This window comes from Marivita geojedonensis (assembly GCF_002115805.1).
Lineage (GTDB): Bacteria > Pseudomonadota > Alphaproteobacteria > Rhodobacterales > Rhodobacteraceae > Marivita > Marivita geojedonensis.
Window position 1 is genome coordinate 1 of sequence record NZ_JFKC01000034.1, and the last position, 26,038, is coordinate 26,038.

General features: G+C 59.5%; 21 protein-coding genes. 12 read left to right on the forward strand and 9 right to left on the reverse strand.

Features of this window, described 5'->3' with window-relative positions:
• Nucleotides 1-157 precede the first annotated feature (157 nt).
• Entirely contained in the window at nucleotides 158-619 is a 462-nt protein-coding gene (locus MGEO_RS19560) for an Lrp/AsnC family transcriptional regulator (protein ID WP_085641425.1), read from the reverse strand.
• A 110-nt stretch (nucleotides 620-729) separates the two neighbouring features.
• Between MGEO_RS19560 and MGEO_RS19565 the strand changes: the two genes are divergently transcribed.
• The 10 genes from MGEO_RS19565 to MGEO_RS19610 all read left to right on the forward strand — a co-directional run bounded on the left by MGEO_RS19565 (nucleotide 730) and on the right by MGEO_RS19610 (nucleotide 11,290).
• On the forward strand, nucleotides 730-2,190 hold the full coding sequence (locus tag MGEO_RS19565) for an aminotransferase class V-fold PLP-dependent enzyme (RefSeq protein WP_085641442.1): 1,461 nt from the start codon (nucleotides 730-732) through the stop codon (nucleotides 2,188-2,190).
• Entirely contained in the window at nucleotides 2,187-3,524 is a 1,338-nt protein-coding gene (locus MGEO_RS19570; RefSeq protein ID WP_085641426.1) for an MFS transporter, read from the forward strand. The genes MGEO_RS19565 and MGEO_RS19570 overlap by 4 nt, the downstream gene beginning before the upstream one ends.
• A gap of 36 nt (nucleotides 3,525-3,560) precedes the next feature.
• Nucleotides 3,561-5,027, forward strand: coding sequence for an NAD(P)-binding domain-containing protein (locus MGEO_RS19575; protein ID WP_085641427.1), 1,467 nt, complete (start codon nucleotides 3,561-3,563; stop codon nucleotides 5,025-5,027).
• Nucleotides 5,024-5,503 carry a hypothetical protein gene (locus tag MGEO_RS19580; protein ID WP_085641428.1) on the forward strand — a complete coding sequence of 160 codons (480 nt, stop codon included), beginning with the start codon at nucleotides 5,024-5,026 and terminating at the stop codon, nucleotides 5,501-5,503. The genes MGEO_RS19575 and MGEO_RS19580 overlap by 4 nt, the downstream gene beginning before the upstream one ends.
• Entirely contained in the window at nucleotides 5,500-6,087 is a 588-nt protein-coding gene (locus MGEO_RS19585) for a peroxidase-related enzyme (RefSeq protein WP_085641429.1), read from the forward strand. Before MGEO_RS19580 ends, MGEO_RS19585 begins: the two co-directional genes overlap by 4 nt.
• Nucleotides 6,084-7,166, forward strand: coding sequence for an NAD/NADP octopine/nopaline dehydrogenase family protein (locus tag MGEO_RS19590; protein ID WP_085641430.1), 1,083 nt, complete (start codon nucleotides 6,084-6,086; stop codon nucleotides 7,164-7,166). The genes MGEO_RS19585 and MGEO_RS19590 overlap by 4 nt, the downstream gene beginning before the upstream one ends.
• A 73-nt stretch (nucleotides 7,167-7,239) precedes the next feature.
• Nucleotides 7,240-8,349, forward strand: coding sequence for an ABC transporter substrate-binding protein (locus MGEO_RS19595; protein ID WP_085641443.1), 1,110 nt, complete (start codon nucleotides 7,240-7,242; stop codon nucleotides 8,347-8,349).
• 87 nt (nucleotides 8,350-8,436) lie between these two features.
• The gene (locus tag MGEO_RS19600) at nucleotides 8,437-9,423 is read left to right on the forward strand and encodes an ABC transporter permease (protein WP_085641431.1); all 987 of its coding nucleotides are present in this window, start codon (nucleotides 8,437-8,439) and stop codon (nucleotides 9,421-9,423) included.
• Nucleotides 9,420-10,211: an ABC transporter permease gene (locus MGEO_RS19605; RefSeq protein ID WP_085641432.1), complete on the forward strand. Its 792-nt coding sequence runs from the start codon at nucleotides 9,420-9,422 to the stop codon at nucleotides 10,209-10,211. Before MGEO_RS19600 ends, MGEO_RS19605 begins: the two co-directional genes overlap by 4 nt.
• Nucleotides 10,208-11,290 (forward strand): ABC transporter ATP-binding protein, encoded by a 1,083-nt coding sequence (locus tag MGEO_RS19610; protein ID WP_085641433.1) that lies wholly within the window; start codon nucleotides 10,208-10,210, stop codon nucleotides 11,288-11,290. The genes MGEO_RS19605 and MGEO_RS19610 overlap by 4 nt, the downstream gene beginning before the upstream one ends.
• A gap of 17 nt (nucleotides 11,291-11,307) precedes the next feature.
• Here the strand turns inward: MGEO_RS19610 and MGEO_RS19615 are convergent, their stop codons facing one another.
• The 4 genes from MGEO_RS19615 to MGEO_RS19630 form a co-directional block, all read right to left on the reverse strand.
• Complete coding sequence (locus MGEO_RS19615) at nucleotides 11,308-12,519, reverse strand: efflux RND transporter periplasmic adaptor subunit (RefSeq protein ID WP_085641434.1); 1,212 nt, start codon at nucleotides 12,517-12,519, stop codon at nucleotides 11,308-11,310.
• 3 nt (nucleotides 12,520-12,522) lie between these two features.
• Nucleotides 12,523-14,886 carry an ABC transporter permease gene (locus MGEO_RS19620; RefSeq protein WP_233140026.1) on the reverse strand — a complete coding sequence of 788 codons (2,364 nt, stop codon included), beginning with the start codon at nucleotides 14,884-14,886 and terminating at the stop codon, nucleotides 12,523-12,525.
• On the reverse strand, nucleotides 14,886-15,617 hold the full coding sequence (locus MGEO_RS19625; RefSeq protein ID WP_085641436.1) for an ABC transporter ATP-binding protein: 732 nt from the start codon (nucleotides 15,615-15,617) through the stop codon (nucleotides 14,886-14,888). The genes MGEO_RS19620 and MGEO_RS19625 overlap by 1 nt, the downstream gene beginning before the upstream one ends.
• Before the next feature lie 135 nt (nucleotides 15,618-15,752).
• Nucleotides 15,753-17,276 (reverse strand): caspase family protein, encoded by a 1,524-nt coding sequence (locus MGEO_RS19630; RefSeq protein ID WP_233140027.1) that lies wholly within the window; start codon nucleotides 17,274-17,276, stop codon nucleotides 15,753-15,755.
• Nucleotides 17,277-17,447: 171 nt separating this feature from the next.
• Here MGEO_RS19630 and MGEO_RS19635 point away from each other — a divergent pair, with 171 nt between their 5' ends.
• Nucleotides 17,448-18,509 carry an OmpA family protein gene (locus tag MGEO_RS19635; protein ID WP_085641437.1) on the forward strand — a complete coding sequence of 354 codons (1,062 nt, stop codon included), beginning with the start codon at nucleotides 17,448-17,450 and terminating at the stop codon, nucleotides 18,507-18,509.
• Nucleotides 18,510-18,588: 79 nt separating this feature from the next.
• Here the strand turns inward: MGEO_RS19635 and MGEO_RS19640 are convergent, their stop codons facing one another.
• From MGEO_RS19640 to MGEO_RS19650, 3 genes are all read right to left on the reverse strand, one after another.
• On the reverse strand, nucleotides 18,589-21,741 hold the full coding sequence (locus MGEO_RS19640; RefSeq protein WP_085641438.1) for a DUF4214 domain-containing protein: 3,153 nt from the start codon (nucleotides 21,739-21,741) through the stop codon (nucleotides 18,589-18,591).
• Between the two features lie 27 nt (nucleotides 21,742-21,768).
• Nucleotides 21,769-22,869, reverse strand: coding sequence for a hypothetical protein (locus MGEO_RS19645; RefSeq protein ID WP_085641439.1), 1,101 nt, complete (start codon nucleotides 22,867-22,869; stop codon nucleotides 21,769-21,771).
• 141 nt (nucleotides 22,870-23,010) lie between these two features.
• On the reverse strand, nucleotides 23,011-23,370 hold the full coding sequence (locus MGEO_RS19650; protein ID WP_085641440.1) for a hypothetical protein: 360 nt from the start codon (nucleotides 23,368-23,370) through the stop codon (nucleotides 23,011-23,013).
• Nucleotides 23,371-23,680: 310 nt separating this feature from the next.
• Between MGEO_RS19650 and MGEO_RS19655 the strand changes: the two genes are divergently transcribed.
• Nucleotides 23,681-25,252 carry a caspase family protein gene (locus MGEO_RS19655; protein WP_233140028.1) on the forward strand — a complete coding sequence of 524 codons (1,572 nt, stop codon included), beginning with the start codon at nucleotides 23,681-23,683 and terminating at the stop codon, nucleotides 25,250-25,252.
• 3 nt (nucleotides 25,253-25,255) lie between these two features.
• Here MGEO_RS19655 and MGEO_RS19660 read toward each other — a convergent pair whose 3' ends face one another.
• Nucleotides 25,256-25,966, reverse strand: a complete 711-nt coding sequence (locus tag MGEO_RS19660; RefSeq protein WP_085641441.1) for a hypothetical protein — start codon at nucleotides 25,964-25,966, stop codon at nucleotides 25,256-25,258.
• Nucleotides 25,967-26,038: the final 72 nt, after the last annotated feature.

Sequence of the window (26,038 nt, forward strand, 5' to 3'; positions counted from 1 at the left end):
CCCCCCGGGGTGCGCAGGCTCTCACTTGAACCAGACGGACCTCGGCGGAGTAGGCGCGACGAATAGATTAACTGGGCCGCCTGTAGAGGAATGGACCGGAATATGGCTGACCGCTTGGCAATCTCCCTGATGCCACAGCCGACCTGCATGACCGTCACTAGAGCGGCAACGGCCGTTGCTCTTCGATTGCCTCCATCGCGAAATATGACGTGACGGTTTCCAGTTCGATCCCTTCGATAAGGCGTTTGTAGACGCGGTCATAGCTTGCCATGTCACGGGTCGCGATCTTGAGCAGGTAGTCATATTCACCGCCGATGCGGAAGAAATCGATCACGTCGGGGATAGAGGACACATGATTGCGGAACTGCTTCAGCCAGTCGGCTGAGTGATGGCGGGTTTTGACCATCACAAAAACAATCAGCCCGACGCCAAGCTGTGTCCGGTCCAGCACCACTGTACGATTGCGGATAACACCGCTGGCTTCGAGCGCCTTGAGGCGACGCCAGCAGGCGTTTTGAGACAGCCCGACACGGTCGCTGAGCGCACGCTGGGACTGGGCCGAGTCGCGCTGAAGCTCTTCAAGTATGTGGTAGTCTATCTGATCGAGTTTTATTTTCATTGTTCGATCATATGATCGAATTAGTACGCATTAAAGGCAAATTCAGGTGAAGATTTTTTTAATTGATGTGTCATTCTGAGATGGCCAGTGTTGGAAATTTCGGGGAACCCATGCGCCCGCTAGAGGCATTCAGGCAGTCACTTCAGCGCGATGATATCGTCGGTTGGATACGCTCCGGACTGATAGGTGACGGGATCGAGATCGACGGGCCGTTCGGTCCGAAGACACTGGTTTATGCAGATTATGTGGCCTCCGGCAGAGCGTTGGAACAGGTTGAGGATTTCATCCGCCATAACGTGTTGCCCTACTATGCCAACAGCCACACGCAGGCGTCATATTGCGGTGCATACATCACCCGGCTGCGCGAGGACGCGCGGACAGAGGTTGCGCGACTTGTCGGTGCTGGGCCGGATGCCTCTGTCGTCTTTACGGGGTCCGGATCGACGGCAGCGATCAACCGGATTGTGGGTCTTCTGGATATTCGCGGTGTTCTGGCAAAACACGGGCGGGTCGTCGTTCTCGTCGGTCCCTATGAGCACCATTCAAACCTGTTGCCCTGGCGCGAAAGCGGGGCAGACGTTGTCGAGATTGCAGAAGGCCCGTCGGGCGGGCCGTGCCTGACGGCCCTGAATGACGCGCTGGATCAGGCGCGGGATGCGGACCTCGTGATCGGTGCATTCTCGGCTGCGTCGAACGTAACGGGAATTCTGACCGATGTGGATGCCGTGACCCGCGTGCTTAAGGCGCGGGGCGCGCTTTCGGTCTGGGATTACGGCTGCGGCGCTCCTTACATTGCAATGGACATGAAATCCGGAACATCCGCCGAAAAAGACGCGATTGTCTTTTCACCGCACAAGTTTCCCGGAGGGCCCGGGGCCAGCGGGGTCATGGTTGTGCGCGACAGCATGGTGCGGCGGCACAGCCCGACCTTGCCCGGCGGTGGTACGGTCAGTTTTGTTTCGCCGTGGGGACATTCTTATTCGTGCAAACTCTCTGCCCGGGAAGAAGCAGGAACGCCGAATGTGATCGGTGATATCCGGGTCGCGCTGGCGATGCTCGTCAAGGAAGCGCTGGGGCAGGAATGGCTGGATACGCGCCATGCGGGTTTGCGCCAGCGTGCGCTCTCAGCATGGCGCAAAAACCCCCGCATAGAGCTTCTGGGATGTCCGGACGCGAGCGCGCTGCCGATCCTGTCATTCAGGGTGCGCGACGGGCGCGGTGGGTTTGTGCATCATCAGTTCTTCACCCGGTTGCTCAGCGACGTAACCGGGGTTCAGGCGCGTGGCGGCTGCGCCTGCGCCGGGTCCTACGCGCACCGGCTCCTGAATCTCGGGCCTGACCAGTCCGCAGAGCTGGAGCGTGCAATTGCGGCGGGGAATGAACTTGCCAAGCCGGGATGGGTGCGGCTCAATCTCTCGGCGCTGATGACCGATGAGAAGGTCGACATGGTCATCCAATCTGTAGATCAGCTTGCGTTCGCGGCTCCAGACTATCACTCTTGTTACCATGCGGACCCGGCGACCGCTCGGTTTACGCCGAAAGAAAATCTGCAGGAGAGCCTCGCATCGTGACCAGCCCATTGGCCAACCCCAGTTTTCGGTGGCTTTTCAGCGCGCAGATAAGCTCGCTTGTGGGGGTTGGACTGCTGACAGTCGCGCTGTCGCTGGCCGCCTACCGGATTGGCGGCGTGGACGCGGCCGGACAGGTGCTGGGTTTGCTTCTCGCGCTCAAGATGGTCGCTTATGTCGGACTGGCTCCACTGGCCGAGAGCCTGCTGTCCGGACTTCCGCGGAAGTCGGCGCTGGTTGCACTGGATGTGGGGCGGATGGCGCTGCTGGTGCCAATGGCATTTACTACGGATATCTGGCAGATCGCCGCGCTGTCCTTCCTGTTTTTCTCCTTTTCCGCAGGGTTCACACCGCTTTACCAGTCGGTCATCCCGGACGTGGTTCAGGACGAGGAGGTGTATACCAAGGCCCTGTCCTGGTCGCGCATCGCATACACACTCGAAGCGGTGCTCAGTCCGGTGATTGCAGGTGCATTGCTCACAATGCTTGAAGGATCAGCGCTGTTTCTGGTGGCCGCTCTGGCGTTTGGTGGCTCTATCGCGGCGATCATGATGGCAGACGTCCCGCAGCGGCCGGAGGTGGAAGGCAAGAAGCCTTTCTGGCAACGGGCGTCCCGTGGGCTGTGGATCTATGTGCACACGCCGCGACTGCGCGGGCTGTTCCTGCTCAACTTCGCGCTTTCTCTGGTGATGGCTTGGGTGCTGGTGAACACGGTGGCATATGCCGGGGCGCGGCTGGGGGATTCCGAACGGTATTACCCGATCCTTATGGCCTTCTATGGTGGCGGGGCAGCGCTGGGCGCGATCCTTGTGCCGCGGTTGGTCAAGAGAATTGGTGAGCGCCGTTCGATGAGTGTCGGGGCGCTGTCTTTTGCTGGCGTGGGTCTGTTTTTCGCCCTCTGGGCTGCACCGGTTTTCTCTCTCCTGGCGGTAATATGGGTCGGGTTTGGCTTGTCCTCTTCGCTGGTCCTGACACCCGGGGGGCTGGTGATCACGCGGTCTGCCAGCAAGGCCGACCGGGCGGCGGTATTTGCTGCGCAGTTCTCGCTCAGCCACGCGGGATGGCTTGTGGCCTATCCTCTGGCGGGGTGGCTGGCGGCGCAGCTCTCGCTCGAAACTGCGATCCTGCTCTTGTCCTTGCTCAGCATGGCTGTCACTTTTGTGGCGATGCGGGTCTGGCCCGCCAACGATCCGTTGCATCGCGCGCACGAACATCCGGATCTTCCTGCCGATCACCCGCATCTGCGGGAAGGCACAGCATCCGGTTCAAGGCATCGGCACGCGCACGCATACCATATTGACGATCTGCATCCGCGATGGTCCGACGGGACCGCATGACACGGACGATAAACACAAGAATACGAGGTCTTTTCAATGCCTTCACATGACCTTCACGGCTTTGACGACATTGGCCTTCCTGCGCTTGAGATGCGTTTGCGCGAGGATCTCGATTGCCTGTTGTATCCGGGCAAGGACTGGGTGCCGCCGCGCGAAAACGTGACGGATATCGTGATCATCGGTGGAGGCATGTGCGGGATGGTGGCGTGGCTGTCTCTGACCACCGGAGGTATGCGGAACGTCCGGGTACTTGACCGGGCCCCCGAGGGACGGGAAGGGCCGTGGCTGACCTATGCCCGGATGGAAACCCTTCGATCCCCGAAAAACCTCACCGGACCGGCCTTCGGCCATGGCGCTCTGACCTTTCAGGCGTGGTATCGTGCGCAGTACGGTGCGGCGGCTTGGGACGAACTGGACAAGATCCCACGACCGATGTGGATGGATTACCTCCGCTGGTACCGTTCAGCGCTGAATATCCCGGTGGAAAACGCTGTTTCGGTCGATCATGTCGAACCTGCGGGTGATCTTCTCCGTTTGCATCTTTCCGGCGCGGAGAATGGAACAATCCTGTGCCGCAAACTCATCTTTGCGACCGGACGGGATGGGACAGGCGGGCCGAACATCCCCGGTTTTGTCAAGGGATTGCCGCGTCATCTTTGGGCACACAGCGCAGACGAGATTGATTTCGCGGCGCTCAAGGACAAGCGTGTTGCCGTCATCGGCGTCGGGGCCTCTGCCGTGGACAATTCTGCCGAGGCGCTGGAGCATGGCGCCGCTGAAGTGCGCCATCTTGTGCGTCGGGCCGAGATGCCGACGATCAACAAGATGATGGGTATCGGGAGTTTCGGGTTTACCGCTGGCTATGCGGCGCTGCCAGATGAATGGCGGTGGCGCTTCATGCAGTATTCCTTCGCCACTCAGACGCCGCCACCGCATGGGTCGACGCTAAGGGTCAGCCGCCATCACAATGCCTATTTCCATTTTGGCAAAGAAACGGTGCGGATCGAACAGCGCGGGGACGGGGCAGAGATTCATTTTGCCGATGGATCGTCCTACTACGCCGATTTCGTCATTCTGGGCACCGGCTTCATCATCGACCCGATGGCCCGGACGGAGTTCGGCGATACGGCGGGAAACATTCTGCTGTGGCAGGATGTCTATGCGCCGCCGGAAGGCGAAGAAAATGCGGACCTTGGGCGCTTCCCATACCTGAACACCGATTTCACCTTCCGCGAGAAAGAGCGCGGCACAGCGCCCTGGCTGGGACATGTCTATTGCTTCAACTACGGGGCGTCGGCGAGCCTTGGAAAGGTGAGTGGCGACATACCGGGTATCAGCGAAGGCGCGGCGTGGCTTGCGCGAGAGGTGGCTGCAAAGCTCTACGCCGAGGATGTCGAGACCCATTGGCGGGGGATGCAGGACTACGACACGCCCGAACTTGTCGGTGATGAATGGGAACCTACCGAGTTAACGGAAGATGCACGCAGGGGGGCGGTTGCATGAACGTGTTCGACACAACGACAGCAACAGCCGCCGGTTTGGGGCAAGTCGGGTCAGTGGCCGACGCTGTAAGGGCGCGCGCCAACATCTTTGAGATGACACAGGCCGCAGAAGACGCGGTTCTGAGACCGAATGAAACCGGTGCGCTGCCGCATGATCTGCGCGCAGCGTTGGCAGCGCGAATGGCGCGGCAGGCTGGGGAGACGCGTTTGGCGGAACATCATCTGGCAGGCGCCGGCGCACTGACCAATCTTGCTGATCCGCAGCAGGATGGAGGCAAGATGCATGCCGGATTGATTTCGTTCGTGGACAAGGTCGCGACGCAGACACGGGACATCGCCGCGCGCGATATCGTCGATCTGCAGGGCGCAGGAATGAGCGATCCCGACATCGTCCGGCTGTGCGAACTGGTGGCTTTTGTGGCCTATCAGATCAGGGTCGTGGCCGGGGTGCGTCTGATGCAGGGGGCGGTCGCATGAGCCGGGTCGTCCACAAGTTCACCCGCCGTGTCCCTGAATGGCAACCGCGCGTGACGCCGGTCAAATTGGACGAGGCGACACCCGAACAGCTCGATGCGCTCAAAGTGACGCCGTCGAACACCAAAGTGTCCGCCTATGTGCTGACGCTGGCTCATGATGTGGAAAGCCTCGCCGTGCGGTCGCCGCTTTTCAATGCGATCATGTATGACGAAGGCGGCATGTCCCGTGCGGAACGGGAACTCGGCGCTTTGGCGGCATCCATGGTCAACCGCTGTATATATTGCGCCGCAGTCCACGCGGATCGTCACGCAAAACTCGAAAACGACACCAAGGTCACGGATGAATTGTTCGCCAAAGGTGCAGAGGCTGAGCTTGCACCTCGGGATGCTGCAATATTCGGCTTTGCCCGCAAACTGTCAGAAGCGCCGCCCAATGCCGGTCCGGACGACGTGGCAGACCTGCGGGATGCCGGGTTGGATGATGCCGAGATCCTTGATCTGATCCTTTCATCAGCGCTTTTTGGCTGGGCCAATCGGTTGATGCATGTGCTGGGTGATCCGGTGAGACCGGAGGATGGCGCATGAGTGGCACTGTACGTGTCGGCATTGCCGGTGCAGGCTCCATTGCGCTTGGATCGGCTGCGCTGCTGGCTGATCTGGGCCATGATCCAATGGTTTGGTCCCCGTCCGGTGCGGGGACCGAGGATTTGCATCACGGAGTGACGGCCGAGGGTGCGCTTGAGCTGCGGTTCACACCACGCATTGCAGCAACTGCTGAAGACCTCGTCCGGGAAAACGACGTGGTGATGATTGCCTTGCCGGCCTATGGGCACAAGTCCGTCATGGATGCAATTGCGCCTCATGTACGCGACGGGCAGCATGTGATCGTCTCCTCGCATGCATCGATGGGCGCGCTTTATCTGATGCGTCTGCTTGAAGCGCGGGGCGTGTCTGCACCGATCACCGCCTGGGGTACCACTGTTGTTACCGGCAGGCGCCAGGACGGGTCGGTGGTGCGCGTCAACACTGTCCGCAGCCGGGTCGATCTTTGCACGGTTCCCGATACGCGGTCGGACTGTGCGCTGGCGATCTGTCAGCGTTTGTTCGGGGACAGGTTTCAACCGCGCGCCGGCTTGCTTGCGATTTCCTTGTCCAACCTCAACCCGCAGAACCATCTTGGCATAGCGCTGGGCAACATCACGCGCATGGAACGCGGGGAAGTCTGGAGCCAGGGCCAGAATGTGACCCCGAAGGTGGGACGGCTGCTTGAGAAGCTTGACCTGGAACGTCTTGCCATCGCCGAAGCGCTTGGCCTGTCGGTGAAGACGATCTTTGAGCATTTCCATCTGAGCTTTCACGTGCCGGTATCGACAATTTCCGAGATGAACCAACAGATGCACGCCCAGGGCAATGGCGGGACGGGACCGGCAACCGCAGACAGCCGCTACGTGACGGAAGACGTCCCATATGGTCTGCAATTGACCGCCGTCCTCGGGCGGCTCGTCGATCGCCCGGCGATTTTGCACGAAGCCGGGATTGCGATATTCTCGGCCATGTACGACCGGGATTTCGCCAATGAAAACGAATTGCTGTCGGCGCTTTCACTGGAACGCTACAGCCTGACCGATTTGCAGGAGGCCGCCCGTACCGGCCTGTTGCGCTAGACACCTGAGCCGGGGTCGTGAACACTGAGTGGTACGGAAAAACAAAAAAATTATGCAACAAGGAGATGATAAAGTGAAAAAGTTGACGTTGAACCGCCGCCGTTTCATCGGCACCACCGCAATGGCCGGTGCCGCTCTGGCAAGCCCCGCCTATCTACGCCGTGCAGCCGCGCAGGGCAGTGGAGAGGTCAATATCTGGACCTATAACGACTTCGTGCCGGAAAGCTTCAAGGAGCAGTTCGAAGCTGAAACAGGCATCAAGGTGAACATCCGTCTTGTCGATGACCAGGGCAAACAGTTCAACCTGCTGGCCGCCGAGCAGCCGAATCCTACGGTCGATATCATGACTGTTGCCGGACACAGGTTCCTGCAGTTCATCGACAGTGAGTTGCTTGCCCCTCTGGATACAGATCGGCTGAGCAACTGGGGCAACATCAATCCGACGTTCTCGGAAAGCGACTGGGCGACGATCAATGGGGAAAAGTGGGGCGCGCCGATCCTGTCGGGGATGGAGGTTCTGGCCTACAACACCGAATTGGTCTCTCAGGAAGAGGCGATGACTTGGGATACGCTGTTCTCGGAGAAATATTCGGGCCAGACCGCGTATATCATCCAGGACATGATGTCGATCGTGATGCTGATGATGGGCTATGACGGCAACATGGTTGCATACATGGACGACCCGGCAAAGGCGGCGGCCATTGTTGAAGAGGCCAAGCAGTTCCTGATCGAAAAGAAACCGCTTGTCCGCAAATACTACGACAGCGGTGCCGAAGTTCAGCAGATGTTCGTGAACCAGGATATCGCGCTGGGTCACAGCTGGAACGGTCCGGCAGCGGCGCTGATCAATGACGGTTTCCCGCTGGGAATGACGATCCCGAACGAAGGCTCTTATGGCTTTGTCTATACCTACAATGTCGCCAACAACGCGCCGAACGTGGACAACGCCTATACCTTCCTCGACGCAATCCTTGCCTCGCCGGAAATCGGTGCGGCGATGACCAAGGCATCCGGCTTCATCTCGACATACAAGGATGCGTCCAACTACCTGACCGACCTCGAAAAGAAATCGACGTCGTTCCCGGAAGAGCAACTGGCCAACCTCCAGTTCTTCCGCGCCGAGGCGAACGAGATGAAATACGGACTGGTCGATCCGGCGGTGGAAGCGGTCAAGGCCGCCTGATCCAACCGATCTCATCAAATGATGTGGTCCGCCCGCAGAAGCGGGCGGATCCGACCGCGATGCTTCGGCAGCAAAGGGTACATCAATATGACCTATGACGCATCCGTGCGCAAAGACAGTGACGGCCTTTCGCGTGCCACTGGCGACCGACCCTTCTGGGGCAGGCTGGCCGGCTGGGGGCCATACCGCGCCTTTGCAGCGTTGGTGACCGCGTCGCCGCGCCGACAGTTCGTCATTCTTGCGACGTTTCCGATCCTTTGGCTTCTGACTCAGCATCTGGGCCCGATGCTGCAGATGCTGCGCGTGTCGCTGGTGGATGCCTATCCGGTCGCACAGGACGCACCGCAGGCGTTCACATTCGACAATTACCTGAGGTTCTTCGGTGACCGCATTTTCTGGATGCCGTTTTTTCGCACACTGACCTTTGCTGCGGTTTTTACCTTTTGCACGCTGATCATCACTTATCCGGTGGCCTATTTTCTTGCCCGGCATGTCAGCCGCAGAAACCAGATGTTGATGCTCCTGCTTCTGCTCATTCCCTTCTGGGTTGGCGAGATCGTGCGCACCTACGCAATCATGATCCTGCTGGGCAATACGGGCGCGGTGAACCTCGTGCTCAAGTGGTTCGGGTTCATCGACCGTCCCATCCCGTTCATGTATACGAGCTTTTCGATGGGGATCGGCATCGTCTACCTGACCGCGCTCTATATGCTGTTGCCGCTGTATTCTGCGCTGGAGAAGCTGCCCAAAAGTTACAATGAAGCCGCAGCTGATCTTGGCGCCGGGGCGTGGACCCGCTTTCGAAGGGTGACGCTTCCTCTGACCCTCGAAGGGATTTCCTCGGGCTGTACGCTTGTCTTCCTGATCTCGACCGGGTTTTACGCCACGCCCGTTCTTCTGGGCGGTCCATCGACCACGGTCTTTGCTGAAACGATTGCCGGTTTCTTCCATGTCGCCGGCGACGAGTGGCCCACGGGGGCGGCATTTGCGGTGATCATGTTCGTGGCGGCATTGCTGATCACCGGGGTCTTCCAGCGTCTGATGAAAGCCCTGCGCAAAGGAGATACGGCATGAACCGCGGCAACCGGATTGCGCTGGCCTGCGTCTACTGGGCGTTTGTTCTGTATGTATTCGTCCCGCTGATCCTGATGATCCTCATGGGGTTCAAGGACAGCAAGTTCATTGGCTTCCCGATCCGCTCGTGGACGTTGGACTGGTACACGGGCGTGTTTTCGGATGCGGAGGTGCTTTACACCTTCGGGTACTCGGTCGTGATTGCCGTGCTCTCAACGCTGATCTCGGTCATTGTCGGAACATGGATCGCGGTGCTGCTTGAAGGGCGCAGGTTCTGGGGCAGGGCGGTGACATTCGGATTGATGGTCCTGCCCGCACTGGTGCCCGGGATCATCTCTGCAATTGCGTTCCGCATCTACGCGCGCTGGCTGGGGATCGAGCCGGGCATGGGTGCGATTGTCTGGGCCCACGCGGTCCACAACGTTCCCTTCGTGTCGCTGGTCGTCATGGCGCGGTTGTCGACCTTGCCGAAAAGCCAGATCGAAGCCGCGCGTGACCTTGGAGCGGACCCGCTGATCGCGTTCCTGCGCATCACTCTGCCATACCTCGTTCCCGCCATCCTAGGGGCGAGCGTCTTCTGTCTGTTGCTGAGTTTCGATGATTTCGTGCGATCGTTCTTCCTTGGCGGGTACGAACCGACGCTGCCGGTGCTCATCTTTGCCATGCTGCGGTCGGGCATGTCGCCCGAGATCAACGCCATCGCTACGGTGGCGCTGGTGCTGACTGCTGCCATCGGCATCTGGGCCGAGCGATTTACCCGCCGAACAAACAAGGAGAGCCAAATATGAGCGCGTCGCCACTTGTCCATATCGACGGGATTTCCAAGCGCTTCGGCGATGCTGTCGCTCTTGAGCATCTGTCGCTTGATATCGCACAGGGCGAATTCGTGACCTTCCTCGGCCCGTCTGGCTGCGGGAAGTCGACGACCCTGCGGATCCTCGGTGGCTTTGAACGGCCCGATACCGGGCGCGTCATTCTGGATGGTGAGGATGTCACGATGCAGCCACCGGAAAAGCGCCACGTGAACATGGTGTTTCAGGATTACGCGCTGTTCCCGCACATGACGGTCCGGCAGAACATCTCTTTTGCGCTCGAACTCAAGGGCATGGACAAAACCGGCATCGCACGGCGTTTGGACGAGATCATGTCGTTTCTCGAACTCGATGCGTATGGCGACCGGTATCCGGGGCAATTGTCGGGTGGCCAGAGGCAGCGTGTGGCTCTGGCCCGTGCGCTGGCCCCTGATCCGGCGTTGTTGTTACTGGATGAGCCTCTTGGGGCGCTTGATGCCAAACTGCGCGGGCAGGTTCAGCGCGAACTGAAATCCATTCAGCGTCAGACACACAAGACCTTCTTTTTCGTCACCCATGATCAGGAGGAAGCGCTCACCATGTCGGATCGGATTGTGGTGATGAACCACGGTCGTGTGGAACAGGATGGCACCCCGGAAGAGCTGTATTTCCATCCGGCCAGCAGGTTTGTTGCCGAATTCATCGGGGAAACCAACCTGCTGTCGGGCAAAATGCGCGGGGTCGAGGGGGAGGCCGTTGTCATGGAGTGGTTTGGCCAGACGCTGAGGGGGCATGCCCCATCCGGCGTTCCGGCGGAAGGGGCGCCGATCACCGCGTCGGTGCGTCTCGAAAAGCTGGGGTTCCATTCCAGCCGGCCTGACTTGCCGAACGCGGTTCAGGGACGGGTGATCAACCGGACATTCCTGGGCAGCCGGATGGCGGTCGATCTTCTGGTCGAACAGACTGACGGCGCCAAGCTGCGCGCTTTTGTCGATGCAGAAACAGGGCAGGCGATCGGCGACGATCTGGTGTGGGCCGCGTGGGACAGCGACAGCATGGCCGTGCTGCGCGACTAGGTGCGCAGGATCGGGATTCAGTCAGCAGTGATTGCTGTCACCGGAACGCCATCGGCCACGGCTTCGCCCGGGTGGACAATGATCTGATCGCCTTCAGCGAGGCCGGACAGGATCTGTACCGTCCGGTCATTCCGAGCCCCGGCCTCAACCGTTTTCTCAGTGGCCGTTCCGTCCTTGATCGTGAAAAGCGCCCAGTCTGAGCCGACGCGGAACAATGCTCCGAGCGGGACCTGCAAGGCATCATCGGTTTCCCACATCACAACGGACAGCCGCACGGAATAGCCGTTGCCCAGACCGGCGCGATCTTCTGGTGGCGACACGATGTCGAACACGGCTTCTACACGCTGTTCCTCAATGCCAAGGGCTGAGACATCGGTGCGGGCCGAGGGATCGATGCGGCGCAGGCGGGCTTCCAGCGGGTCAGGGCCTCCCCAGCGGTCCACGATGGCGCGTGCCGCATCAGGGATCTGAACGGCATCGCGGGACAGCGGTTCAGCAACGATTTCGAGATCAGTCGGATCACCGATAGACAGAAGCGTTTCGCCTGCTGACACGGGCCGCTCGCTGATGCGTTCCACAGACAGAACGGCACCGTTGGTTGGCGCCGTGAGTGTGATACAGCAATCGCTGTTCCCGTCCGACGTCACGTCCGGCATGATCAGCGCCGCTTCAGTGCGCTCGAGCGTGCTTTCCGCCATCGCCCGTGCAGACTGTGCCGCGTCGCGGGCAGACTTGCGGACGTTCAGAATTTGCGCTGCGTCCTCCAAACGCACCAGAGATGCCACGCCGCGTTCGACAAGTTCCTGCGCGCGGTCAAATTGGCTTTGCGCATAAGCCAGTTCTTCTTCGGCCTGCGACAGTCGGCTGTCCGCCACCGCAAGCGCGGCCTGCGCTTCGTGAACCGCCGCTTCTGCCTGCTGGCGACTTCTTGCGTCCAGAAGGCTTGGGGCGATGGGTTCAACCACGGCCACCACCGTTTCCCCGGCAATCACCGGGTCACCCACCCGGACAGGAGAGCGCTTTGCCGTTCCTGCGATAGGGGCAGCGACTTCAAAGATTTCCCGGATGCGCGTGGTGCCGTCCACCTCAAGCGTGACCTGCATCGGGCCTCGGCTGGCCTGTGCGATCTCGACCAGCACTGGCACGGGCCGAAGTGCTGTCCAAAGCAGGCCGCCGACAATCGCGGCTGCGAGGCAAAGGATCAGAACGAGGCGTGTTCGTCTGTGCATGTCTTACTCCCGTGTTTTCAGGACGGCGATGAGATCGGCCCGATCCAGTCTTCTGCGGACCAGAAGCGCGGCGGCGGTGACGGCGGTGAGGGTCACGAGGCTTGCGCTGGCGAAGTTCTGAGCTGTGAGCACAAGCGGTATCCGGTACAGGTCACTGTCGAACCCCGCCATCATGGCCCAGGCGATCCAGCCCCCGATCAGCCAGCCAAGGGGCTGTGCGATCAGCGCGAGTACGGCGGTTTCGCCCAGCAGAATTGTCGAAACCTCGGCCCGCGTGAAGCCGAGGATTCGCAGGCTCGCCAGTTCACGCGCACGTTCGGACAGCTGGATACGCGCGCCGTTATACGCCACACCAACGGTGATCAGAGCAGAGATGGTCAGAAACAACACCGTGTTGATGCGGACGTTTTCACTGATCGTATCCTGAAAGCTCTTGCGTACGTCCGTAAGCATCACGGTGGTTGCCAGCGCAGGCATGGACTTGAGGGCTGCTTCAAGCTCTGACAGCTCGTTCGGGTCGATCCAGAGGTTGAGCGATGTCACGCGCGGAGCCTCGCCCAGAAGGGCTGCCAGTGCATCAAGCCGCATATAGGCTCCGATGCCGATATATTGCTGTGTGACTGCGGCCACTGGCAGTACCATCTCGCCTTCGCGCAGTCCGGACAGGGTGACACGCACCATATCGCCCGGCCGCACACCCAGATAGGCTGCCAGTTTGGCCGACAGCAACACACCCTGTTCCGGTAGGGGGACCGGGTTTTCCTCAACATCCAGCGTGCGGGCCAGATCGCCGCCCAGCGGTCGGGCCGAAATCGCGAGCTTCTTCTCGCGTGGGCCAACGGACAGGGTGACCGGCAGATCGAATTGGGGCTCAACTGCAAGCACGCCAGGAAGGTGACGTGCATCGGCAACCGCCGAAAGCGGTTGTTCATGGGCCAGGATGAGCGTCGCGTGTTGCCGGTTTGATTTGAAGAACGAGGTGTCAATGACCGCGTCCAGCGAATCCAGCATGAAATTCGAGGCGACAAGGATTGCCACGCCAAGAGAAAGGCCAAGAGACGTAAAAGCTGCGCGCAGGGGCCAGCGCACAATCCCCCGGAGGACCATCATCGCGGTCTGTGGCAGTCCCAGCCATCCCGAAACCGCATCCAGAAATCCACGGCGGAAGGCAGGTGGAGCAGGGGGCGACATGGCGACGGCCGGTGCAAGCGCGGCAGCCGACCATGCGGCGCGCAGGGCGCCGATGGCGGCCGAGGCCAACCCGATCAACCCGGCGATGGCAAACACGTCGATGGCATGGGGCTGCACCAGCCACGGGAAGTCAAAAAAACGGGCGTAAAGCTGCGACATCCCCGACGACAGCCAAGCGCCAGATGCCCATCCAAGGCACACGCCGAGTGCCGCGACCAGTGTTGCCAGCATGAGGTAGTGCATCGCAATTTCGCTGTCGCGGTAGCCCAGTGCCTTCAGCAGGCCGATTTCCGATCGTTCAAGCGTCACGATCCGACCCAGCACCATGTTCACCAGAAACGCGGTGACGCCGAACAGGATCGGAGGCAGCACCGCAGACATACTGCGCAGTTGGTCCAGTTCGGCCTGCATGAACGCATGGCTCATCTGCAACTCGCGAACATGCGCCCCGACGCCTCCCCAAGGCTCAAGCAGGCTGTCGATCCGGTCAATCACGGCCTGTTGGTTGGCATCGCGGCGAAGCTTCAGCGAAAGATCATTGAACGCACCGGACATACCGAAAACGCCTGCCGCTGCGGTTTCCGGCATCCACATAATGGCGTATCCGGCGTCATCCGGCATGAGCCCGCCCGGCGGCAAGGTGTAGATGAATTCGGGACTGCGCACCGTTCCGGTGATGGTGAGGATCAGCCGTTTTCCATCCGCGATTGCCGCGAAGCGATCGCCTGGACGATACCCGTTGGCGGACGCAAACCTGTCGGTCACAACGACTTCGTCGCCGGCGGTCTCTGAAGGGAAACGCCCGGACACCAGAAGCGGCACATTCAAGGCCGGACCGGTGTCGGGCAGCGAGATGACCCGGCCGGAGGCCGGAGCTGCCCGACCCGGAAGGTCGAGGACAACGGATCCGACGACCCGCGCTTCGGCAGTCTGTACGCCATCGATGGCTTCCACATCGCGAAGCAGCGAGGCCGGTGCGCGACGTGCGCTGGCGAACACATGGGCAAAGTGCTGGCGGTTGTAATAGTCTTCAAGCGTTACCTCGAGCGCACGAACCATGCCCAGCCCGGTCATGAAAATAGCTACACCGCAGGCCAGTACCAACGAAATGGCAAGCGCCTGCGCTTTGAGCCGCCACAGATCGCGCAGCAGTTTTCGGTCAAGCGCGTGCAGCATCACCACGTGACCTCATGCGCACGGATACGGGTCTTGTTTTCCTCTATCTCGACGACACGCCCATCCTGAAACCGGATCACCCGATGCGCCATCTTCCGAATCCCGGCATTGTGCGTGATGACCAGCGTGGTTGTACCGAAACGGGTATTCACGTCCTCAAGCGCAGCAAGGACAGCGGTGCCGGTCTTGCTGTCCAGCGCGCCTGTCGGTTCGTCGCAGAGCAGCACGCCGGGTCGTTTGGCAATGGCGCGGGCGATGGCAACACGCTGCTGTTCGCCACCTGACATCTGCGCCGGGAAGTGATCCTGCCTCTCCTGCAGTCCAACAAGCGCGAGGGCTTCCTCGGGGCGCATGGGATCGGGGGCAACATCGGTGACCAACGCCACATTTTCACGCGCTGTCAGGCTGGCCACCAGATTGTAGAACTGGAACACAAATCCGACATTGTCCCGCCGGTAGCGCGTCAGTTGCCGGTCGCTCATGGAGGTCAGCTCCTGATCACGGAACCAGGCCTCACCCGAGGTGGCGTGATCCAACCCGCCAATGATGTTGAGCAGCGTGGATTTTCCGCTTCCCGATGGGCCAAGCAGCACCACCAATTCGCCTTCAGGAAGATCGAGATCGACACCATCGAGCGCGCGCACCTCTGCCGTTCCCCGACCTCCATAAATCTTGGTAATGCCCCGCGTGCGGAACGCCGGGATCTCCTGTGTTGCGCGTGTCGATGACATGCCGTGCCTGAGCCTGTTGCGTTAGGACACTTTCGCAGATCGCGGCCAAGATGCTTTGACCCGTGTCAAACGGCCCTGAGTAAGTTGCGTCCGCCTGCCGTGAGCGCACCGGGATGTCTGGAGGAGGCGGCTGGTTTACTGACAGCCCCCGGCAGCCCATTGGCGCAGGTTCCGCTTCAGAGCGCCATTGAATGGATGGGGTTTCTCAAGGTTCTTCTGGCCGCTGAGCGTCAGGTAGACATTTGACTGCTCACACAGCCGTTCCTTGTTCCATTCATGACAGCTTGCGCATGTCGCGTTTTTCCAAAGTTCCTCGGGCAGGCCTTCAATAGGCGGGAAAAGGGGCGAAAGGCCGGTGATGTTCGACAGCGCGACACCGTCCAGAACAGTGCCGGGAAGGGCAAGCGGTGTATCGTATTCGATGACCGTTGGTACTGTCGAGCGTTCCTGTTCGGTCACCAGCGCAAGTTCGGTTTCCGCCTCTGGTTCCGGTTCCACGGCGGGTACACCCTCGCCGATTGGATCGACATTGGTCTTCGCTTCCAGCGCGGCAACCTCGCCACGCGCAAATTCCGAATATGTGCCATTCGGGAAGGCGTCGAGAAAGGCGCGATAGCCGTCTAGCGTCGGGTTGGCCTGCAGAGCCTCGAACATCGCCTGTTCATCCTCTGCCGGACCAGCGGGTTCGGGACGCTGCACGGCAGCGGTGTCGTTCGTCAATTCGGCTTCTATGGCCGCCGCAAGCAGGGCGCGCGCTTCTTCGGCGAATTCGCTATCAGGATAGCCGCGCAGGAAGAGCATGATCTGCACAGGGTCTTTCGTCGCTTGGACGGATTCCCAAAGCTGGCGTGCGGCGAGCGCTTCCGGGTCTGCCTGCGGTGCATCTACAAAGGTGAAATTGCTGGTCAGCGAGGATGTGTCCCACGGCGTCTGCATGCCGCGGGTTTCATCCAGAACGGCTACCCTGACCTGTTTGAACATCTGTTCCACCGGGACACCCGGCTTGATCATCTCACGGGCCAGTGCAGTGGTGAACGGGCTGTTCTGACCGGTCCCGTCAAGAGCAACGGCACCAGGTGAGGTTGCGTAGGCGAGAAAAGTACCTGTCGGGGCCTTCATCTCGGCCAGACCGGGCGCATCGAATTCGGCCATATCCGCAAAGGGGTTGTTGCGGCATGCATCGAGGATGACAAAATTCGTCCGGTTCCGCGCAGAGGCCATCTGCCTCAGCACCGACTGTGCTTCTACACCTTCGAGGTCCAGGTCCGCTGCATCGCTCAGCGACACATCGACGGGCAGAAGATAGTTGTTGCCAAAGCTCTGAACGCCGTGACCCGCATAATAGAACAGGCCCGTGGTCTCTAGCCCTCCATCGCGCAGCTTTCTGCCGAAATCGGATAGAGCGCGTTTCATCTCGATCTGAGAGGCGTCGATCAGCAGGGTGACGTCAAAATCGATCTGTTGGAGGGTCGAAGCGATCAGCTCAGCGTCTCGGGACGGATTGTCGAGAGGCGAAACTGTTGTGTAACTTGAGTTTCCGATCACAAGGGCGACGCGGTCCTGCGCAGATGCTGATGTGGCCATCGCGGCACAAAGCAGCACTGTCAGAATGGATTGAAGTCTTGGAATGATGCTCAGTTTTGAGAGCCAGTCGGTCAAAGCTTCCTCCTGCGGTCACCGGAAGATGATATCAAACACATGGAATAAACGCATTTTAAATTCACGTTTTTATCCTGTGTCCTATGCAAGTATGCAAGTTTTCTGTTAACTTTATCGTAGGTTCTTTTGTAATCTCTTCACGTCCGGACGCAATTCATCTGCGAGGTTATTATGAAAATCGCTCTTCTTCGTGTTTTCTATGTTGTGGCCCTTGTGCTTGCGTTGCCGATTGGCATGGCCGCTGCGCAAAGTGCCGATCCCTTTGAGTATGGCTGGAATTTGGATGGTGACGCGTCCGAATTGAGGTTTTTGTCCGTCAAGAAACAAAAAGTCGCTGAAACAAGCTCTTTTGCGACACTGTCCGGCCTGATCACCGAAGACGGTCAGGCGCAGGTGCGTGTCCTTCTGGATTCGGTCGACACGAAGGTGGACCTGCGCAATGTGCGGATGCGGTTCCTGTTTTTTGAAACCTTCCGTTACCCAGAAGCGGTTATCACCACGCAGCTGTCGCCGGATCTGCTGACCGACCTACATCTGACGCGCCGCAAAGAAATTGAACTTCCCTATACCTTCACATTGCGGGGTGTGACGCTTGAACGGACGACGGACGTGGCCGTGACATTGATCGACAATGACCGTGTTGTCGTGTCGTCGATCACTCCGATTGCCTTCACTCTTGAGGAACTCGATCTGGAAGAAGGCCGGATGAAGCTTCAGGAAGCCGCAAATGTGGATATCACGCCCATCGGGGTTGTGAGCTTCAACTTCGTCTTCGATCGTGCGCAGCCGGGTACGCCTCCGGATCTGCCGGAAGCCACGCTGACGCCCGCCGCTGTCGCTCTTGAGGAAAAGGGCGTGATGACTGAAGAAGCCTGCCTTGGCCGCTTCGAGATTCTGTCCAAGACCGGCAATATCTTCTTTGCATCGGGCAGCACCCGTTTGGATGACAAGAGTATCCCGTTGCTGGAAAACCTCTACGACATCGTGGACCGGTGCCCGTCGTTCCGGTTGGAAATCGCCGGTCACACGGATTCCGTCGGCAGCGATGCACAGAACCAGACCATCAGCGAGCGCCGCGCGGCCTCGGTCGCCAGCTGGTTGCAGGACAAGGGTATTCCGAGTGATCGGCTCGTGGCGGTGGGCTATGGCGAGTCGCGCCCGATTGTGGACAATGACACCCCCGCGAACCGTGCTCGCAACCGGCGCATCGAGTTTACCGCGTTGACGGAATAACCCGGACGCGCATGCGAAACGCAAAAAGGGGCACCACAACTGGTGCCCCGTTTTTTGTTTACGCTGAGCCGATGCTTGCTCAGGCGGCAGAGAACGGATCGTCCAGTACGCCAACCACCGGCATCAGGAATTCGCCGGTGTTGGCGTTGAGTGCCGCGGAATAGTACCCGTCAATTGCTGCGACGGCTGCGTTTACGCTGGATGCGGAGCCGTCGAACAGCGCCATCGCAGCCGCCGCATTATCGACATCCGACATGCCTTTGTGCACGGCGAAATAGGCTCCGATATCGGTCTTGTTCGACAGGTATGCACGGTCGGCCAGTTGCTGGTCGACGAAGGCCTGCCCTTCTTCAGGCTTGAGTTCGGACTTGGCGCCTTTGAGAACATCCAGAATGAACACGTCACGTGTAACCGCACCGCTTTCCAGCGCGTTTACCCAGAAATTGAACCCGCTCGCGTCAGGCGTTCGGCCAAGGACGTTGTTGTAAACGGCTTCGGCAAAATCCTCGGTGGATGTGCCCTCGGGATAGGTGGCCTGCGTTTCCGGCTGCCCGACAAACAGCGTGGCCATCTGTTCAAGAGACGTGCCTTTGGCGTAGGCAGTGCCCCAGAAGTTCAGTCCAACGGCGTCCGGTGCACGGTTGAAATACGCGATATAGAGTTCGATGAAGCTTTCGAAGTCCGGAGCGGACAGCCGTGTCGGCCCTCCAAAGATCTGAAGGTTGAATGGGCCATCGCTGTAGTTCGTTTCGAAGTTCAGGAACTCGACATTGATCAGGGTGTCTTCCCCGTTCCCGTTGCCCCGACGGTCTTCGATAATCGTTGAGTTCGCGCTGAGGGTCAGCGTGTAAGAGCTTTGCAAGCCGCTGAATTCCGCAGTGTCGGTGCCCCCGCCACCATTGATCAGATCATTGCCCAGGCCGCCCTCCAGCACATCGTTGCCGCCTTCGCCGACCAGGGTGTCATTCCCCTGTTCTCCAAGGAGCGTGTCGTTGTCCGCACCACCGTTGATCAGTTCGGAAAGCGCGCCTCCGCGGACGAAATCATCGCTGGAACCGGCAAAGATACGGCTGGCGTTCTCGCCACCACCGCTTGGGTTCACCCGCGCGACCGTTCCGGGAAGAGTGTCGATGATGATTACGTTCGGATCATCCATCGAGTAGTTCGGCCACTGGCCCACCACATCGGCCACATCGACCGGTTTTTGCGAATAATCCACACTGAAGAGCAGGGTGCCATCGACAGAATAGACCTCCATAGAGGTCACGCTGCCGGACAGTTGGTTGACCGTCGTGGCATCGTTCTTGTCGAATGTGCCGCGCAGCTCGACAGTCATATTCTCACCGGTGACGCCTTCGATGAAATAGGCGCTGGTGCCGTTGGCGATCACCAACTCGCTGTTTCCGTCCGTAAGCGCGAAACTCGCTGGAGTTTCAGACAGAACGTTCGGGCGTATGTAGATGTAGGCTGCTCCGTTCGGAATCTCGTCACTGTCCGGCAACTCCGACAGAAGCCGTTTCGAAGCCGTGCTTTGACCCGCGAGCAGCGCCGGTCCTTCGTCTGCGTTCTCGGATGCGCCGCGTGCAAGGGCACCCGGACTTAGTCGGAAGGGGTCAGCTTCACCGTAGTCAACCGTGTAACCGAGGTCCTGCATTGCCCCGACTGTCAGAGCGCTGAGAGGGTTGTCGGCGATGTTGATGGGCCGAGGTGAAGACCCCGCCCCGCGGAATTCGATCCGTGGAGTCATCAACTCGGAGTCGAGGATAGCCTCGCTCCAGTATTGTTCTGCCAGTGCGCCGTCCGCGCCATCTTCCAGGACGTTCACTCCGTTCAGATCGTCCGAAAGCTCTGCCATCTCGCGCAGGGCATTGGATCCGGTGTAGGTCGCCACGCCCTCGATGTCGCGCACCAGACCGAACTCCTCCCAGAGCGATCCGAAGCCCAGTGCCCGACCGATCGTGTTTGCCGCCAACTCGTCGAGGTTGAGGCGCACCCGCTCGGCCTCTTCGGTGTTGACAACGATCCGCGAGTGCGTGGGAAGAAGTGCGCCGTTGGGAATGCCCGCCGGCCGTTGGTCAAGAATGCTGGATATCGCGATGATCGTTTGTTCGACACCATCGAAAAACAGATCGATGTCTTCGAAGGTTATATCGATCAGAATCTCGTCGACATAGCCGAAGTCCTCGACGAAGGCATAGGGCAGGTCGCCTGTGAGAACCTGTTCCCACTTCGCGACGGCATCTTCGAACGCATCGACGTAGATGTCCGGGTAATCGTCCGAGCTGAAGCGGAGCGTGATATCGAAGCCGGTGTCGTCCAATGCACCGAGATCCGTCAGTTCGAGCCGGTATTGGCCCGTGCCGGTGCCGAACGCCCCTGCGGAAAGATAGTAGGTTCCTGCCTGTTCGGTCACGAACTGGATGGAACTGCTTGTTCCGGTTCCGCCGTCGTCGTTCGACGTGTTGTTGATCAGCATTCCGCCGGAATCGTAGACGCCGTTGAACACCGGATCTGCCAGGGCGCTGGCCCCGTTGGGCGTCAGGTCGATCCGATACACGCGACCTGCCGCAAGATTGGCCTCGAACCAGTCCGCATCGCTGGCGAAGTCGATCCGCCCCGTGGACGAGCCACCGACTGAAATGGACCCGTCTGTGCTGACGTCGGAGGCGTAATCGTCGCGCAGGCCCAGATTGTCGACCGCGACAGTGTAGGTGCCGAGCGCATCGCCAAAGCCGGTCACTTCGATGAAGTAGTCTCCGGACGCACCGGGTGTGAAATAGGACAGCCCGTCCCGTCCCGTGCCGCCATCGTCAAAAGCCTGAGAAAAGGTCACCGGTGCGCCACCTGCGGTGAAGATGCCGACTATGTCCGGGTCGACAAGCGTGCCGTTACCGGAGTCGCGACCCAACACGTTGATCGCGTAGGTTGTTCCGGACTGAAGCGAAACGCGGAAACCGTCGATATCGCCGGGCGTTTCAATCTCTCCCGTCGCGCGGCCGCCGACGGAAACCGTGCCAAATCCAGCGGCCACTCCCGGGAGGTAGTCGTCGATATAGTCTGCGAAATTCACCGTCAGTGTGTAATCGCCGATATTCAGGTCGCGCGCTCCGGCAACCTCGATCTGGTAAATGCCATCCGTCGCCACCGTGAGGCCGCTGACGAGCGCGTTCGTGTCTACACCGCCATTGTTATCGGCACTGTTCGGAACCAGCGCACCGTTGCTTGAAAACACGCCGATGATCTCGGGATTGGGGTTCGATCAACCACCTGTCGCGGTGCCTTCAAGCGAAATGTCGTATATGACGCCAGCCTGAAGCGAGATGTCGAAGCGGTCGCGATCGCCATTTCGCTCAATGATGCCAGTCACCGGCACATCCACGAGCGCGCTTCCGAAATCAATTGCAAAGTCACCGGGCAGATAATCGTCGGCCGCACCAAGAGACAGGACGGACAGCTCGTACCCGCCGACGCCGAACGGTGTATTGCTGCCGACTTCGATCTCATAGAACCCGGTCGTGTCGACGGTGAACTGTTCAATCAGCGCGTTCCGACCCGAGCCGCTGTCATTGTCGGAGGACCCGGGCTGCAGAACGTTCGTGCTGTCGTAGACGCCGAATATCCGCGGGTCGGCGAGCGTTCCGCTGTCCGTGGTCGCCGAAATCATGCTGATCGAGTAGAGCTGTCCGGACTCCAGCGAGACAACGAAACGGTCCCGGTCTTCCGCACGTTCCACATTGCCGATTTCGGGCGTCCCGATGTCGATGCTGCCGAATTCCAGGGCGGTGTCGCCGGGAAGATAATCGTCCCGCGCCGCGCCGAACAGGATGGTCTGCTCGCTCGTTGTCATCGCGCCGCGGTCATCGACGACGTCAAACCGCAGAACAACGGTCTGTCCCGGAGGCGCGCCTGCACTGGTGATCGAAATGTCGCCATTGGCGAGCAATTCTCCGACGATGTTGGGGGTATCGAAAGAGAAGGGCACAGCGGAGAACATCTCGCCGCTGCCGTCTGCGAAGTTGGTCAGGACGTTCCCGATGATTTCGGGTTCTGTGAACGTGTAGCCTTCGATTCTGTCCGGCACGCCGTATGGGGCAGAGTTGATCGTAAAGCTTCGGGTGAAGTCGATCTGTGTTTGCTCGATGAAACCTCTGACCGTGCCGCCAAGCAGGTTTGTTTCAAGTGAGCCATCGAAATCGGGGATGATCCAATCAACCGTGCCGACAACCCGAATGGAGACAGATTCATCATCTTCCACAAGATTATCCATCAGCGCCGCGAAGTTCAGCGATTGTGTCTGGCCGAACTGGTACGAAACCGTGAAGTCTTCGCCCTGGATGGCATTCGGCGAGGTGATGAACACGGTGATCGTGCGGTCAGCGATCAGTTCGTCCGGTGAACCGGTTCCGGGGAAGGGCAGCGAGATGCCGAGAGGAAGCTCGGTCGGGATTGACAGTGTGATGTCGTCGCCTTCGTTCAGAACTTCCGGAAGGCTGAGGTCAAACTATTCGAGCGTGTAGGTCCCGCCAAGGCTGCCGCCGGTTCCAACCGAAAAGTAATGTGTTCCGGTATAGCCGGCCGTATAGGTGACAAGACTGTTCAGATCCGTGCCGCTGTCATCATCCGATGTTCCGGGGATGAACAGTCCCTGTTCGTCATAAATTCCAAACAGATACGGATCCGCCAGCGTTCCGTCGCCGGTAGGGGATCCCCTGAGCTGGATTTCATACTCGTGCCCGGCGATAAGCGTAACGGCGAACCAGTCTTCGTCAAAATAGCTGGATAGACCGCCCAGTGCCGGCACACCTGCGGTGGCTGTCCCCAGAGTATTTACGGAGGCGTCATAGTCGGGAAATTCTTCCATGGGTCGATCCAATCATCAGGCAAAGCTGAGGCTGCCAAACGCCTAAAATATGAGGGGCGAGATATCGGCGGACTCGGAAAACCAAGAAAGATATTCGACGCTATTCAAAAATTGGTCTGCCGTGGCTGTGCAGACACCAGATATTCCCGACCCAAGCCCTTTGATGAGGAGCGCAATCGCTTTACGAGTCAAGCTTGCGCTTGTGCGACACAGCTTGGCGATTGGGTGTCCGCCCTTCGAATGATCAGATTATTGTGCGCTGTGCGACGGATGTGATGCCATGCCAGGTTCTGAATTCGCAAAGAAGTGAGTGAAATCCTACCTCGCTCGGCGTATGCTGATCGCAATCCGAATAGCCAGCGAAAGTCCCGATCCCATGAGCCTTGTCGCCCGTCTGTTTCTTCTTCCCGCCGTTCTTGTCCTGAGTGCAGCTTCGCTGGTCGCGGCCAGCCCGGAACGGGTGGCGCTGGTGATTGGAATGGGTGCGTACGAGACGATTTCGCCGCTCGCGAATACACGCAATGACGCACAGGATATCGCCGAAACCCTCGAAGAAATCGGGTTCGATGTGACGCTTGGTATTGATCTGTCGCTTACCGAGTTGCGCTCAGTGATGAAGGATTTTTCCTTCAGGTCTGAGACTGCGGATCTGGCTCTGATCTATTTTGCCGGCCACGGGATCGAAGTTCAGGGCGAGAATTTTCTTATTCCCGTCGATGCGCGCCCCGCTTCCAATATCGATGTGCAGCGGCAATCGGTGTCACTTAAGGACATGCTTGAGGTGGTGGAGCGCGCGCGGGTAATGCGGATCGTCATATTGGACAGCTGCCGCGACAATCCGCTTGGAGGCAGTATCGATACGGCGGCAGTCAGCCAGAGCACTGGTCAGGCCACCGATCAGGCCACGCGTGGGGTTGGTGGGCTGGCTCCGGCCAATCCGGATCGCGGAACGCTGGTCGCATTCGCCGCTAAGGACGGGCAGGTTGCCCTTGATGGGACACGGGGAAACAGCCCCTATGCTCGGGCCTTGATGGAGAAGATGGCCAAGCCGGGTCTCGAAATCAGCCTGATGTTCCGACAGGTGCGCGACGCGGTTCTTGAGGAAACGCAAAACCTGCAGGAACCCTATACCTATGGGTCGCTCACCGGTAAGCCTTTCTACCTTTCGGGTGCGCCGCAAGGTGAGCCGGATATTTCTGCTGCGGAACCATCGACATCTTGGTCGAAACTTCGCCCTGATCAGGAATCGCAACTCCTCGCCCTGGCAAATCTGGGTGACACCCGATCCATGCTGGGGCTTGCCTATATCCGGCTAAATCCCGAAGACAGCCGCTTCGACCCTGTTCAGGCCGTGAGCTTTCTGGAGCGTGCCGTTGAGCGAGGATCGCCGGAAGCGCAGATGGAACTTGCCAAACTGTACGAGCAGGGCATCGGGGTCGAGGTCGACGAAAAGCGGGCACTTGAGCTTTATGAGGCCGCTGCGGACCAGGGGTTTGCCGATGCGATCAACGATCTTGGCTTCCTGCATTATCAGGGCGGTCTCGGATTGAGGCCCAACCCGGACAAGGCGCTGGAACTCTTCGAACGGGCGGCGGATCTGCGTCACCCGGAAGCGCAGTTCAACTACGCCGCGCTGATCGATGACGGCTTGATCCCTGACAAGGGGCCGAAAGAGGCTGCCGCCTATCTGTACGCGGCATTGCGCAGCGGAAGCCAGGACGTGCTGAACCTGCTCCTCGAACGTCCAACGATGTTCGCAGAGGAAACCCGTCGCGAGTTACAGCTGCAATTGCAGGCGTTCAATTTCTACAGCGGGTCCATCGACGGTGATATCGGACCCGGAACCAAGAGGGGGATCCGGGCGGCCTATGGCCTCGAATAACCCTCAGCTCGACCGTAGCAGCACTTTGTTCGAACCGACCGCAGCGGCAATCCGCTGGTAATGGATCGCGCGGGCCGCGTCAGAGCTTGCAGACCGCAGGAGGATCGTCTCGGCTTCCTCAACGATGCTGGCGGCCTGCCGGTTGAGCTGTGGCACCCGTGGTTGCTGCACCGCGCGCATCGGCGGTGTGGGAACCGACTGCCCGGTTTCGGTTCTGATCCGGGCTGACAAAGCGGGCTTCTGACGATCGAGATTGCTCCGAACGAGATTATCGAGCTTGCGCGCGGTATCCAGCAGGACTTCGCGGGCTTCGGCATAATCTCCGCGCGCTGGTATCCGCTCGGCGAGTGCCCGGTAATTCACTGCGAAACACGCAATACGGTATTCGTCACCCATGAACTCACAGATTTGCTGTATCTGGTTCAGTTGGTTCACGATCTGCGCGGTCTGCGCGTCTGAAACCGGGACCGCCGGACCGCTGACAATCTGACGGCGGTTGTCATCACCCGGAGAGCCCGCATTCGATCCACCGCCAATCTCATCCCCGCCCACCTGGGCAATGCGCGGATAGATCAACGAAACGGTGCCAGGATCCGTGATCGCGGGCAAAGTGCTGTTCACCGCATTCGGGGTTGATGCGAAGGCGGGAGTTATGCCGATCGCGACAAGGACGGGAAGGCTGACGAGGCGGGTTGCGATTGTTTTTGAACTCATTTTCGTGATGCCTTCCGGTTATGGGTCAAAGAATGATGCTAAAAGGTACATGCCGTCACCTTAGGGTCAGGA

Coding starts and splice junctions, on each gene's coding strand:
- MGEO_RS19605 (WP_085641432.1), top strand. CDS start 9,420: ATGAACCGCGGCAACCGGATTGCGCTGGCCTGCGTCTACTGGGCGTTT.
- MGEO_RS19635 (WP_085641437.1), top strand. CDS start 17,448: ATGAAAATCGCTCTTCTTCGTGTTTTCTATGTTGTGGCCCTTGTGCTT.
- MGEO_RS19590 (WP_085641430.1), top strand. CDS start 6,084: ATGAGTGGCACTGTACGTGTCGGCATTGCCGGTGCAGGCTCCATTGCG.
- MGEO_RS19580 (WP_085641428.1), top strand. CDS start 5,024: ATGAACGTGTTCGACACAACGACAGCAACAGCCGCCGGTTTGGGGCAA.
- MGEO_RS19620 (WP_233140026.1), bottom strand. CDS start 14,886: ATGCTGCACGCGCTTGACCGAAAACTGCTGCGCGATCTGTGGCGGCTC.
- MGEO_RS19615 (WP_085641434.1), bottom strand. CDS start 12,519: ATGCACAGACGAACACGCCTCGTTCTGATCCTTTGCCTCGCAGCCGCG.
- MGEO_RS19575 (WP_085641427.1), top strand. CDS start 3,561: ATGCCTTCACATGACCTTCACGGCTTTGACGACATTGGCCTTCCTGCG.
- MGEO_RS19600 (WP_085641431.1), top strand. CDS start 8,437: ATGACCTATGACGCATCCGTGCGCAAAGACAGTGACGGCCTTTCGCGT.
- MGEO_RS19560 (WP_085641425.1), bottom strand. CDS start 619: ATGAAAATAAAACTCGATCAGATAGACTACCACATACTTGAAGAGCTT.
- MGEO_RS19625 (WP_085641436.1), bottom strand. CDS start 15,617: ATGTCATCGACACGCGCAACACAGGAGATCCCGGCGTTCCGCACGCGG.
- MGEO_RS19585 (WP_085641429.1), top strand. CDS start 5,500: ATGAGCCGGGTCGTCCACAAGTTCACCCGCCGTGTCCCTGAATGGCAA.
- MGEO_RS19660 (WP_085641441.1), bottom strand. CDS start 25,966: ATGAGTTCAAAAACAATCGCAACCCGCCTCGTCAGCCTTCCCGTCCTT.
- MGEO_RS19650 (WP_085641440.1), bottom strand. CDS start 23,370: ATGGAAGAATTTCCCGACTATGACGCCTCCGTAAATACTCTGGGGACA.
- MGEO_RS19565 (WP_085641442.1), top strand. CDS start 730: ATGCGCCCGCTAGAGGCATTCAGGCAGTCACTTCAGCGCGATGATATC.
- MGEO_RS19610 (WP_085641433.1), top strand. CDS start 10,208: ATGAGCGCGTCGCCACTTGTCCATATCGACGGGATTTCCAAGCGCTTC.